Below are 12,513 nucleotides of genomic sequence, written 5' to 3'. Positions count from 1 at the left end.
GCAAGATTTTTGTCTGCTCTGATAATTTTTATACATTTGTTTCGCTTTAGGGGTATTCTGAAAAGAATTGAGAGAGTCCCTTCGAACCTGATCCGGCTTACACCGGCGTAGGGAAAAGCAAAATTACATTATCTGCTAATGTACCTTTGTTTCAGATTTTTTCCTAAAGCTATTTTTATTTTAATGATAACAATGGAAAAAATTCTCTGGCAGCAAGTTCAGCTTGTACGACAAAATTCTCCCCTGGTTCACAATATCACCAATTATGTGGTTATGAACAATACAGCCAATGCTCTTTTGGCTGCAGGAGCATCTCCCATCATGGCCCACGCAAAATCTGAAATCAGGGAAATGATCAACATAGCCCATTCGGTGGTTATTAATATTGGAACCCTTGATGAATACGGGTCTGAATCTATGCTTATGGCCGCTGAAACGGCAGACGCCATCTATAAGCCGTGGGTTTTAGATCCTGTAGGAGCCGGAGCAACGTCATTCCGGGATCAGATTTTACATCAGCTTTTACAGTACCACCCAACAGTGATCAGAGGAAATGCTTCTGAAATTATTGCACTGGCTAAGATCAATAATACAGTCACCAAGGGAGTAGACAGTACTGCAGAAAGCAGCGAGGCTATAGATGCCGGTAAAATTCTGGTCAGCCAATACAATACGATTGTCTGTATTTCCGGTGAAGCTGATATTATCCTAAGCCCAGACCAAACTGTTTTTATCAAAAACGGACATTCCCTGATGACCAAAGTGACAGGTCTAGGATGTTCGGCCACCGCTTTGATAGGCGCATTCATAGGATGTACGGAAGCTAAAGTTAATGGGGTTGCTGCGGCAATGGCATTGCTTGGCATCGCTGGAGAACTGGCTGCTCAGGAAAGCAAAGGTCCGGGAAGTCTTCAGGTCAACCTGATCGATAAGCTATATAACATCACTGAGGAAGAATTTATCCGTCATTTGAAAATCGAACAGAAATGAGTGTACATTGTTTCCCTTACCAACTCTACCTCGTTATTTCTGAAGCCGACTGTGCTGGAAGAAATTTTCTAAAAGTGGCAGAACAGGCTATTCTTGGCGGTGTAGATATCATTCAGTTACGAGAAAAAAACGACAGTACTGATTTGTTTCTTCAAAAAGCCAAACAGCTTCTTGAGATCACAGATAAATATGGAATTCCCCTTATCATTAACGATAATATTGAGGTTGCTGAAAAGGTGAGTTCAGCAGGAATTCATGTTGGGAACAGTGATACGGCACCTACTTACCTGAGACAAATTCCTTTGATTAAAGATAAAATGATTGGTTATTCTGTGGAACATCTGATACAACTTGAAAGCGAAGAGACTGCAGTATCTGATTATCTTGGGATAAGTCCTGTATTTAAAACCAATACCAAAACGGATACGATTACGGAATGGGGGCTTGAGGGTATTGCAAAGATCAGACAGCTTACAGAAAAGCCTCTGGTAGCCATAGGCAGCGTTCATCTGAAAAATGCAAAAGCAATCATTCATGCAGGAGCAGATTGCCTTGCCGTAGTTTCGGCAATATGCAGTGCAGAAAATCCTCAGAAAGCAGCGTATGAATTAAAAAATGAAATTTTAAAATGAAAAAATACAAATACCCATCAGTATTAACCATTGCGGGTTTTGACGGAAGCGGAGGAGCTGGTATTCAGGCGGATATCAAAACGGCCTCTGCTTTAGGCTGTTTTTCTACATCTGTATTAACGGCTTTGCCTGTACAGAATACCCAGGGAGTAAGAAAAATATATTCTATTCCTGTTGAAGCGGTAGCTGATCAGATCAAAGCTATTTTGGATGATATTGTTCCGGATGCTATTAAAATCGGAATGGTTCATACTCCGCAATTAGTGGAGACTATTGTTTCTACATTGGCTCAGTATGAAAGAATACCAATTGTATTTGATCCTGTAATGGTAGCCACCAGCGGGCATCACCTGATTGAAGAAGAAACCATCACTGCAATTACTGAAATGCTTTTTCCGCTTGCTGATGTGATTACCCCAAACATGGATGAGGCAGCCATTTTAGCAGATATGAAAGTAGAAACTCTGGAAGATTTATACACAGCGGGAAGAAAGATCAAAAAATTGGGTTGTAAAACGATTCTTCTTAAAGGGGGCCATCAGACAACCTCAGCGATTACCTCTTTATTCTATGACGAATATGAGAATTTCCATTCTTTTGAAACGGTAAAATTAAACACTAATAATACCCATGGCTCCGGCTGTACCCTCTCTTCAGCAATCGCTGCCTATATTGCTCAGGGAAAAAATTTATATGACGCTGTTTCTTTAGGCCAGGGCTATATTTATCAAGCCATAGAAAACGGAATGGATATACAAACAGGACTTGGCAATGGTCCGCTTAACCACTTTTTTAACCCTCAAAAACTGATCAAAAATGAAATGGTCTGAACAAACCTGGAACACAATAGAAGAATGCTATCAGTCTATTCTTGATATGCCCTTTATAAAAGAATTATCAGACGGCAGCTTACCGCAGGAAAAGTTCCGTTTTTATATGGCTCAGGACTCTTTATATCTGGAACACTTCGGGAGAACACTTTCCCTGATTGCAGCCAAGATTCCGGATCTTCAGGATGTGCTTACTTTCATGCGCTTTGCGGAGAATGCTATTGTGGTGGAAAATGCACTGCATGAATCTTATTTCAAAGATTTCGGAGTGAGTGATAAAGGTATTTTACAACCTGCCTGCCATCATTATATTCACTTCCTGAGAAGTACCGCAGCCTTGGAATCAGTGGAAATAGCAGTTGCAGCAGTACTTCCTTGCTTTTGGATTTACAGAGAAGTTGGAAATTATATTTACCATACTCAAAATACAATTGATAATCCTTATGAAAAATGGATTGCTACGTATGCAGGAGAAGAATTTTCGGCGGCAGTGGATCAGGCGATTGCCATTTGTGATAAAATAGCCGAAAACAGCACTGATAAAACCAGAAAAAGAATGACAGAAGCTTTCACCATGGCCTCCCGAATGGAATATCACTTCTGGGAAGCTGCCTATGAGCTGAAAATCTGGAAATAAAGCTGAAAAATCCTTACGGATGTATAAATTACTTTTTATTACTCGTCCATTCTTAGCAATAAAAAACAACAATTATATATCTTATTTTAAATCTAATACACCAGTAATACCGTAAATAAAAAACGGAACCCAAATATTGGTTCCGTTTTTTTATTAAAAGTATAGTATTGATTAAAAATTGAAGTTCAATCTGGTGAAAACATATCTTCCGTTCTGTCCAAACTGTGAAGTGGAACGTGAATAAATAAACTGGTCATTATTGGTAGACACTGCAAGATTTTTAGTGGGATAAATATCAAAAACATTGTTCACGCCTAATGTCAGTCCTATATTTTTTGTAAACTGATACAGTACAGAAATATCGGTAATGATCTTATCACCTATCTTCTGGTGTTCATTAGGTTCTGTAATACCATCACCATTAGCATCCACAACATCTGCTCCGGTCACTTTTCCGAAATAGGTATTTCTGAGGTAGAAACTTGCATTCTTCCATGAAAGAGTGTGGGAAAGACTTGCTTTCACTCTTGGTACAGCCTCTTCCAGATACACTCTTGATTTTTCAGAGAAATAAATCTTTTCAAGAGCCGGAGATGCTAACAGTCCCGCAGAATGGACTTGCCCTACCTGCTTGGTCTGATTCAGGTTCACTGCAAAATTATTATCTAACTTAAAATCTGAGAATCTTGTATTATGAGAAATCACAACATCCAATCCTTTAGTTTCCGTATCAATCGCATTGGTAAAGAACTGGGCTGCATTCACATTTAATTTGTCGTATTCCAATTGTGCTGCTGCCGGCACATCCTTTCTTAAAAACTGGTCTGTAAGAATAATTCTGTTATTAATTTTTGTAAAATATCCATCAGCAGTAAATGTCAGATTCACAGATGGGATTCTGTAGGTAAACCCTACGCTTGCCGATTTTGAAGTTTCCTGTTTCAGTTTTGGCATATTCAACTGTTCTGCCAATTGAGAATCATTGCTGAAAGTTCCCACTTCCAGAAGCTGGTTATTGGTATATAAAGTAGAGGTTACATTATAATAGATCTGGTGAATAGAAGGTGCTCTGAATCCTGTAGACCCTGCAAATCTCACATTAAAATTAGGGGCTACTTTGATCCTTGAAGCCAGTTTATAATTAAAGGTAGATCCAAAATCAGAATAATTCTCATATCTGGCTGCGGCATCTACCAGAAACCAATTGGTAAAATTAAATTCTACATCCGCATAAGCGGCTAAAGACTGCCTGTTTTTATTCACAGCATTTTCAGGTCTAAAACCGTTAAATACCTGCGAACCTCCGGGAAGAGGCTGTCCAAAGAAATCAGTTGCTCTTTGAGTAGGATCTCCATTCCAGATGTTTCCGTACTGGTCGTATGTCTGATAAGATGCTTCTTCTCCCTGTGTTATTTTAAAATTTTCATAACGGTGTTCTCCTCCGAAGGCAACGTTGATTCCTTCCAATACATCATATTTTTTAGAGAAATCTAAATTGATCGTATTCTGGGAAAATCTTAAACCTCCGGCATTAAATTCATTAGGAGAAGCGAAACGCATTGAAGTATTTCCTGTATTTCCGATGTTATAAGTAAAAGAATTCTGTCCGAAAGTATTGCTAAAATCAATATTCCATCCTTCCCATTTCCCTTTGATCCCAGCGGCTAAAGAAAGGTCCTGAATATCGGTTCCTATTTGCGGTAAATAACCGCTAGGGTATAATCCTGTAAAGGTTCTGCTTTCTCTTGGTCTTCTGTAAAATCCTCCCGAAGTACCATGTCTTATGCTGTACCCTCCGAAAGTATAAACTTTCCAGTCATCACTTATTGGTAATTCAGCGTTTATAAAAAACTGGTGGTTATTGAGCTTGGATTGCCCAACCTGCATATTGAAATCTTTCCTTGTCTGACCTCTGTAAGCAAGCTCCTGATCGGTAATATAATTAAGCTGGTCTGTGGTAAATTGATTAGCACCCAAAACTCCTTGCAAGGCCGCGATAGAATTAGCACCCTGTATAGAACTTTGCAGAGTCGGGGAAAAATAACTTACCTCCTGGGCATATTGATGAACGTAATTAACAATTTGCTGCGCATTGGGGGTATCCTTAATATTACTAAAAAGAGAAGAAAGGTTCACTCCATTGTTCAAAGCACGCTGCTCAATAGCATTATAGGCATTATAAATAGGCGCATTTTCAGTTCCTGCTCTATAGGTTGGATTTCTGAACTGGGAAGTCCATGTAATATTAAAGAAACCACCTCTCTTTCCGATTTTATTTCCGTAGTTAAGGTCCACCTGAATATTCTGGCCATCAAAATCTCCGGTATGGTCATTGGCTGCAGGAGTCAGATTTCCTCCATAGCTGATCTGCCCTGCCAGTTTTCCGGTATCTTTTTTCAGTTCAAGGTTGATCACTCCTGCAATGGCATCCGATCCATACTGGGCTGATGCACCATCTCTCAATACTTCAATTCTGTTCAAAGCAAAAGACGGAATTGAATTCAGGTCGGTACCTACTGTACCTCTCCCCGGTGTCCCGTTTACATTCACCAATGCTGATGTATGTCTTCTTTTTCCGTTAACCAAAACCAATACCTGATCCGGTCCCAATCCTCTCAGCTGGGCAGGATCCAAATGGTCTGTCCCATCAGAATTGGTCTGAACCGTGGAAGTGAAAGATGGAGCAACGGCATTCAGAATCTGTCCGATATTCGTCTGCGGAAGAATCACAGATGATTCTTTTACGTTGAATACATCTACAGGAACCGGACTGTCTATTTTAGATCTGGCACCGGCTCGTGATCCCAATACAACCACCTCTTCAACATTATTTGTCTTTACACTGTCTTTTTTTACTGTAATGCTGTCTTTTTCCTGCCCGTAGGTAAAAACCCCAAGGAAAAACAGAACAGAGGCTGAAACAATAGTCTTTTTATTTCTCATATAGTTTACTTCAAAGGTTGAACATTTATGTTTTTTGAGTCAGCAAAGGTAAAATATATTTATTAGTCTACAATATCAATAGACTATAATTTTTATAAAAGATGTTAATTGTTTATTTCTATTCCCTTATTAAAAATACTAATTATAAAGTTATTTTCAGAAATTTTAACACACAAAAAAACGGACTCAAAAATTGAATCCGTTTTGTATTTTATACGTTTAAAAGTCTAAATCTTGGTCAGTTTAGCATATTTTAAAATCAGATTTTTCTCACCTTCATGGATAAAAATAACCTTTGCTTTGATATTCTGAGGGTCAGTTCCGTCCAGAAAACTAACTTCTCCTATTCCGAAACGATCATGCCTTACTTTATCGCCTACCTCAATATCCTGAGAAGAAGCTCCGCTTGGATTGATAATTTTGGCAGTGCTTACCGGTTTCAGCTTTCTTTGTTCCGGCGCCGGTTTTGAACTATCTCCCCTTTCAATCGTTTTTTTCTCAACCTTTTTGAAACTTTTCATTTCAGAAGGGTGTTCATCAAAAATATTGGATTTTACACCGGCATTATTGATAAATCTCTTTTCCAGTACAGGATTAAGGAATTCAATATATTCATCATCAATTTCACTTAAGAATCTTGAAGGTTCTGCATCAGTAATTTTCCCCCATTGGAAACGGGAAACAGCATATGAGAAGAACACCTGCTTTTCAGCTCTGGTTAATGCAACATAGAAAAGTCTTCTTTCTTCTTCCAGATCTTCCCTGGTTGCTGAACTCATAAAACTTGGGAAAAGATTTTCTTCAAGTCCCACCAGATGTACCACCGGGAATTCCAATCCTTTTGAAAGGTGAATAGTCATCAATGAAACCATATCATCTCCCAGATTCTTATCCTGAGTATCTGCAGAAAGGGCAATATTCTCAAGGAAATTGGAAAGGCTTGCATCTCCATCCTCCAGCTGCATCTGTTCTTCAATGAATCCCTGCATAGAGTTCATCAATTCCTGAACGTTCTCTACTCTGGAAACTCCTTCGGGCGTCTGATCATCTTTAAGGAATTTGATTAAACCGCTTCGTTTAGCTACTTCCATTGCAACACTGTAAGCCGTTTCAGTTTTAAGCAATACCTGGAATGCTTTTATCATGGACCAAAAGTCGTTCAGTTTATTTAAAACGCCATTGTTTAAGCCCAGCTGTGGAGCATACATTGGAAGATTATCTAAAACTTTTGATACCGCAATATTGTGTGCATCGGCAAAAACAATCAGTTTATTCTGTGTCGTTTCTCCAATTCCCCTTGTAGGATAATTGATAATTCTCATCAGCGCTTCAGAATCGTTTTCATTGATCAGAAGACGAAGGTACCCGATTAAGTCTTTTACTTCTTTTCTTTGGTAGAAAGAAAGTCCTCCATATACTTTATACGGAATATTTTTGCGTCTCAAAGCATCTTCAAATGCTCTGGTCTGAGAGTTTGTTCTGTATAAAATAGCAAAATCACTGTACTTTCTCTGATCACGGTTACGAAGTTCCCAGATATTTCCGGCTACAAAGTTGGCTTCATCAGCATCAGAAAGTGAGCGGTAAATCTTTATCTTATCCCCTTCTTCGTTATCACTGAATACATTCTTCTTAAACTGCTGTAAATTTTTTGCGATAACTACATTGGCCGCATTGACGATATTCTGAGTAGAACGGTAGTTCTGTTCCAAAGACACTGTTTTTGCGTCAGTATAGTCTTTTTTAAAGTTTAAGATATTATGGATATTTGCACCACGGAAAGAATAGATGGACTGGGCATCATCACCTACCACGCAAAGATTCTCAAACTTAGAGGCCAGAGCCTTTACAATCAGATATTGTGAGTGGTTGGTATCCTGGTACTCATCCACCATGATGTATCTGAATCTGTCCTGATATTTTGCCAGTACTTCCGGAAAACGGGTTAATAATTCATTTGTTTTTAACAAAAGATCATCAAAATCCATGGAACCGTTTCTGAAACATGCATCTACATATCTCTGGTAGATCTGGCCAATAAATTTCATATTTGCCTTTTCATCCGCTTCCATCAGTTCAGGGTTGTTGAAATATGCTTTTACTGTAATCAGGTTGTTCTTATAGGTTGAAATTCTCGCCTGAACTTTTTTAGGTTTATAAAGATCAGCATCGATATTCATATCCTTCAGTACTTTTTTGATCACGTTCAAAGCATCCTGTTGATCGTAGATGGTAAAATTAGAAGGATATCCTAAATAATGGGCTTCAATTCTTAGTATTCTTGCAAAAACCGAGTGAAATGTTCCCATCCAAAGGCTTCTTGAATTGCTCTCTCCTACTACTTTTGCAATACGGTCTTTCATTTCCCGTGCTGCTTTGTTGGTAAAGGTAAGCGCCAGGATATTGAAAGGATCTATTCCGTTATGGATAAGGTGGGCAATACGCATTGTAAGCACACGTGTTTTTCCGGAACCCGCACCCGCAAGTACCATCAGAGGGCCTTGTAAAGAGGTAACGGCTTCATATTGTGATTCATTGAGTCCTTTCAGGTAGTCCATACTGCAAAAAAAATTTTGGAAACACAAAATTAATGTATTCAGAGGAGAAATCAAATTTTGATTAAGGAAGTTGGATATTAGAGGTAGTATTCTGGTCGAGGGTCCATAGTTGGATGTTACTAAATTTTAAAGTATTTGTAACATTTAATTCACTTTTCTTACTAATTGACCAAACAATTTCTAATTTTATGAAAAAGCGACTTCTTTCTTCTGCTGCTGTGTCTTTCTTCGGACTCATGCTAAATGCACAGCAAATTAAATTTGAAGAGTATGACCTTCCCAATGGTCTTCATGTAATTCTTCATCAAGATAACTCCGCTCCGGTAGTTACCACCGGGGTAATGTACCATGTAGGTGCCAAGGATGAAGTAAAGGGAAGAACCGGCTTTGCACACTTTTTTGAACACCTCTTATTTGAAGGTACTCCAAACATAAAAAGAGGAGAATGGTTCAAGATCGTTTCATCAAACGGAGGACAAAATAATGCTAACACTACTAATGACAGAACGTATTACTATGAGACTTTCCCTTCCAATAACGAGCAACTCGGACTGTGGATGGAAGCTGAAAGAATGCGTCATGCGGAAATCAACCAGATTGGTGTAGATACTCAGAGAGAGGTAGTAAAAGAAGAAAAGAGATTGAGAATGGATAATCAGCCTTATGGAAATCTTTTCCCTACTATCCAGAAAAACCTGTTTACCAATCACCCGTACAACTGGCCAACCATCGGTTCTATGGAAGATCTTAATTCTGCAAAGCTTGAAGAATTCCAGGCATTTTATAAAAAATATTATGTTCCAAACAATGCAACTTTGGTGGTAGCAGGAGATATTAAGACTGAACAGACTAAAAAATGGATTGAAGAATATTACGGTGGTATTCCGAAAGGTACTATTTACCCGAAAGATTTTCCTAAAGACGCTCCTATTACTCAGGAAAAAGAAGTAACGGCAACTGACCCGAACATTCAGCTTCCTGCCTATGTCTTCGCATACAGAACACCAGCGAACAAAGAGAAAGATGCCTATGTTCTGGATATGCTTTCTTCTTATTTAAGCAACGGAAAATCATCTGTACTTTATAAAAAATTAGTTGATCAGGAGAAAAAAGCACTTCAGGTAGCTGCATTCAATCAGGGGCTTGAAGATTACAGTATTTTCGCCTTCTTTGCCATTCCGATGGGACAGACTACTAAGCAGACCCTTCAGACTGATATTGATGCTGAAATTAAAAAACTTCAGACTACTCTTATTTCCGAAGAGGATTATCAAAAGCTTCAAAACCAGTTTGAAAATCAGTTTGTCAACCAAAACTCAAGTATTCAGGGAATTGCGGCTTCTTTGGCAACCAATCATGTATTGATGGGAAATACAAATCTTATCAATAAGGAAATCGACATTTACAGATCTATCACAAGACAGGATTTGCAGAATGCTGCTAAAAAGTATCTGAATCCTAACCAAAGAATCATTATTAACTACGTTCCTGAGAAAAAATAATCTTACCCATGAAAAAGCAATTCACCTATATAGCAGCGGCATTTTTATTTGCAGGAATGCTCTCTGCCCAAAAAATTGACCTTAATGCAATGCCGAAACCAGGGGCTACTCCTGCGATCAATATTGCCAAGCCAAAAACTTTCCAGCTAAGCAACGGCCTTACTGTAATGGTTGTTGAAAACAACAAACTGCCAAGAGTAAATACCACTCTTTCCATGGACAGACCTCCTTATTATGAAGGAAATATTGCCGGAGTAAGTGAGATCATGGCCAGCCAGCTTGATAATGGAACCACTCATCTGAGCAAGGATGATTTTAATAAAAAAATAGACTTTTTAGGAGCTAATCTTAGTTTTAGTTCTAATGGAGCATCTTCCAATTCTCTTTCGAAATATTTCCCTGAAGTATTGGGGCTTATGGCTGATGCGATTGTGAACCCTAAGTTTTCTGCTGAAGAAATTCAAAATGCAAAAGAAAGAACAATTGAGGGCTTAAAATCTGATGAGAAAAATGCCTCGTCTATCGCTGCAAAAGTATCAAATGCGTTAATGTATGGTAAAAATACATCGAGAGGAGAATTTGAAACTATAGAAACGATCAACAAAATACAACTGGCAGATGTTCAGAATATTTACAATAAATATTATGTTCCTGACAATGCTTATTTAATAATTGTTGGAGATGTAAAATTCGATCAGGTAAAACCATTAATAGAAAAGGCTTTTGGAAACTGGAAAAAGTCAAACACAAAATTTGCAGCATTAGAGCCCGCATCTAATGTAGCGAAAACAGAGATTGATGTCGTAGATGTTCCTTCAGCAGTGCAGTCTGTATTATCAGTAAGCAATCTGAATACACTTAAAATGAAAGATCCGAATTACTTCCCTGCAACCATTGCCAATTATATTCTTGGTGGCGGAGGTGAAGCCAGACTTTTCATGAATCTGAGAGAAAAAAACGGATTTACCTATGGAGCTTATTCCACAATGAGCGCCAGCAAATATTCTCCTGAGTTCTCTGCAGATACAAGTGTGAGAAATGAGGTTACTGATAAAGCCATTCAGGAATTAATCAATGAACTTAATGCAATTTCTACGGTAAAACCTGAAGAACTGGCAAATGCTAAAGCCAAACTGAAAGGCGCTTTCATCATGTCTTTAGAGAAGCCTGAAACTATTGCAAGATTTGCATTGAATCAAAAAATACAGGATCTGCCTGCCGATTTTTATACCAATTATCTGAAATCTATTGATAAGGTAACTTCTGCAGATGTTTCCAATGCTGTAAAAACTACAATCCTTCCCAATCAAAGCAGAATCTTCGTTGCAGGAAAAGCTTCTGACATTTCTGAAGGGCTTGAAAAATTAGGATATCCGGTAAAATACTTTGATAAAGAAGCAAATCCTGTAGGTAAACCTTCTGTTCAAAAAGCAGATGCCAGTGTAAGTATCGGTTCTGTAGCAGATAAATACATCAATGCTATCGGAGGGCTGGCAGCTGTTCAAAAAGTAACCTCTATTACCAGAGATGCCACTACCAAAATTCAGGGAATGGATATGACCATGAAACTGATTCAGGCTAAAGGCGGAAAAATGGCTTTAGATATGAAAATGATGGGTAATAACATTCAGAAAATTGTTTTTGATGGTAAAGACGGTTATGCAGTAACGCAAGGAAATAAAACTCCTCTGAACGATAAGCAAAAAGCAGAAATGGCTGAGCCGGAACTTTTCCCTGAGCTTACTTTTGCAAAATCAACAGAGCTGAAATTAGCAGGTATTGAAAAATATAACAATGAAGATTCTTATGTAGTGAAAGGTCCGAAACAAACCTATTACTACAGTGTAAAAACAGGCTTGAAAACCGGAGAAGTAAAAGTTGGAGAAGGAGGATCTATTCCTACCAGCTTCGCTGATTACAAAGAGGTTTCAGGGGTGAAATTTCCGTTCACTATGATCCAGAATATGGGTGGAATGGAAATCAATCTCGCAGTACAGTCTTGTTTGATTAACCAGGCAAAAGATTCTGATTTTCAATAAAGACAATTCTTTTTATAGAAATGCCGACTCAACTCTGAGTTGGCATTTTTTTTACATTAAATTTTTCTCTACCCCTGATTTTATAAATTAAGCAAAAGTTTGTAGAAAAACGCTTTGGGTAGGTACAAAAATTTCATCTGCGATACAATTTATTAGCATTTTAGAATCATTTCAGATGCCTGAATCACCTTTAGGAGCACATTCCCGGCAACAAGCTAAAATTGTTTTAAAATTCCGGAAGCCATAAAAAGCTTATTTTTTTATCATACACCCTTGTTTTTAGCTTAAAATCATTGTCTGATCTTTAAACTTTTGCACTTAATCTATATTTACCTGCATCTTTTTTTGTCGTTCAGTAAAAAAAGATTAAATTTGCCCATTC

General features: G+C 38.2%; 8 protein-coding genes and 1 riboswitch. Of the genes, 6 read left to right on the top strand and 2 right to left on the bottom strand.

The window, feature by feature from the left end:
* The first annotated feature begins 38 nt into the window (after positions 1-38).
* Positions 39-131, top strand: a riboswitch (TPP riboswitch).
* A gap of 61 nt (positions 132-192) precedes the next feature.
* The 4 genes from thiM to tenA are packed head-to-tail and all read left to right on the top strand — an operon-like array spanning position 193 to position 3,089.
* Positions 193-990 (top strand): hydroxyethylthiazole kinase, encoded by a 798-nt coding sequence (thiM, locus tag LF887_RS04755; protein WP_236857657.1) that lies wholly within the window; start codon positions 193-195, stop codon positions 988-990.
* Positions 987-1,622, top strand: coding sequence for a thiamine phosphate synthase (gene thiE, locus LF887_RS04750; protein ID WP_236857656.1), 636 nt, complete (start codon positions 987-989; stop codon positions 1,620-1,622). Before thiM ends, thiE begins: the two co-directional genes overlap by 4 nt.
* A complete protein-coding gene (gene thiD, locus LF887_RS04745; protein ID WP_236857655.1) occupies positions 1,619-2,452 on the top strand; it encodes a bifunctional hydroxymethylpyrimidine kinase/phosphomethylpyrimidine kinase in 834 nt (277 codons plus the stop codon). The genes thiE and thiD overlap by 4 nt, the downstream gene beginning before the upstream one ends.
* Positions 2,439-3,089, top strand: a complete 651-nt coding sequence (gene tenA, locus LF887_RS04740; protein ID WP_236857654.1) for a thiaminase II — start codon at positions 2,439-2,441, stop codon at positions 3,087-3,089. The genes thiD and tenA overlap by 14 nt, the downstream gene beginning before the upstream one ends.
* Positions 3,090-3,260: 171 nt before the next feature.
* Here the strand turns inward: tenA and LF887_RS04735 are convergent, their stop codons facing one another.
* Together LF887_RS04735 and LF887_RS04730 are read right to left on the bottom strand one after the other, a co-directional pair.
* On the bottom strand, positions 3,261-6,032 hold the full coding sequence (locus LF887_RS04735) for a TonB-dependent receptor plug domain-containing protein (protein WP_236857653.1): 2,772 nt from the start codon (positions 6,030-6,032) through the stop codon (positions 3,261-3,263).
* Between the two features lie 227 nt (positions 6,033-6,259).
* Complete coding sequence (locus LF887_RS04730; RefSeq protein ID WP_236857652.1) at positions 6,260-8,590, bottom strand: ATP-dependent helicase; 2,331 nt, start codon at positions 8,588-8,590, stop codon at positions 6,260-6,262.
* A gap of 188 nt (positions 8,591-8,778) precedes the next feature.
* Here LF887_RS04730 and LF887_RS04725 point away from each other — a divergent pair, with 188 nt between their 5' ends.
* Together LF887_RS04725 and LF887_RS04720 are read left to right on the top strand one after the other, a co-directional pair.
* Positions 8,779-10,092 (top strand): M16 family metallopeptidase, encoded by a 1,314-nt coding sequence (locus tag LF887_RS04725; protein WP_236857651.1) that lies wholly within the window; start codon positions 8,779-8,781, stop codon positions 10,090-10,092.
* A gap of 8 nt (positions 10,093-10,100) precedes the next feature.
* On the top strand, positions 10,101-12,131 hold the full coding sequence (locus LF887_RS04720; protein ID WP_236857650.1) for a M16 family metallopeptidase: 2,031 nt from the start codon (positions 10,101-10,103) through the stop codon (positions 12,129-12,131).
* Positions 12,132-12,513: the final 382 nt, after the last annotated feature.

The sequence above is a fragment of the Chryseobacterium sp. MEBOG06 genome (assembly GCF_021869765.1).
Lineage (GTDB): Bacteria > Bacteroidota > Bacteroidia > Flavobacteriales > Weeksellaceae > Chryseobacterium.
Note: the sequence above shows the minus strand (reverse complement) of the source record. Positions and strands in the feature narration are given on the sequence as shown.

Excerpts from the sequence above, each read along its gene's own strand:
- LF887_RS04725 (WP_236857651.1), top strand. The coding sequence starts at position 8,779 with ATGAAAAAGCGACTTCTTTCTTCTGCTGCTGTGTCTTTCTTCGGACTC.
- LF887_RS04720 (WP_236857650.1), top strand. The coding sequence starts at position 10,101 with ATGAAAAAGCAATTCACCTATATAGCAGCGGCATTTTTATTTGCAGGA.
- LF887_RS04730 (WP_236857652.1), bottom strand. The coding sequence starts at position 8,590 with ATGGACTACCTGAAAGGACTCAATGAATCACAATATGAAGCCGTTACC.
- thiM (WP_236857657.1), top strand. The coding sequence starts at position 193 with ATGGAAAAAATTCTCTGGCAGCAAGTTCAGCTTGTACGACAAAATTCT.
- LF887_RS04735 (WP_236857653.1), bottom strand. The coding sequence starts at position 6,032 with ATGAGAAATAAAAAGACTATTGTTTCAGCCTCTGTTCTGTTTTTCCTT.
- thiD (WP_236857655.1), top strand. The coding sequence starts at position 1,619 with ATGAAAAAATACAAATACCCATCAGTATTAACCATTGCGGGTTTTGAC.
- tenA (WP_236857654.1), top strand. The coding sequence starts at position 2,439 with ATGAAATGGTCTGAACAAACCTGGAACACAATAGAAGAATGCTATCAG.
- thiE (WP_236857656.1), top strand. The coding sequence starts at position 987 with ATGAGTGTACATTGTTTCCCTTACCAACTCTACCTCGTTATTTCTGAA.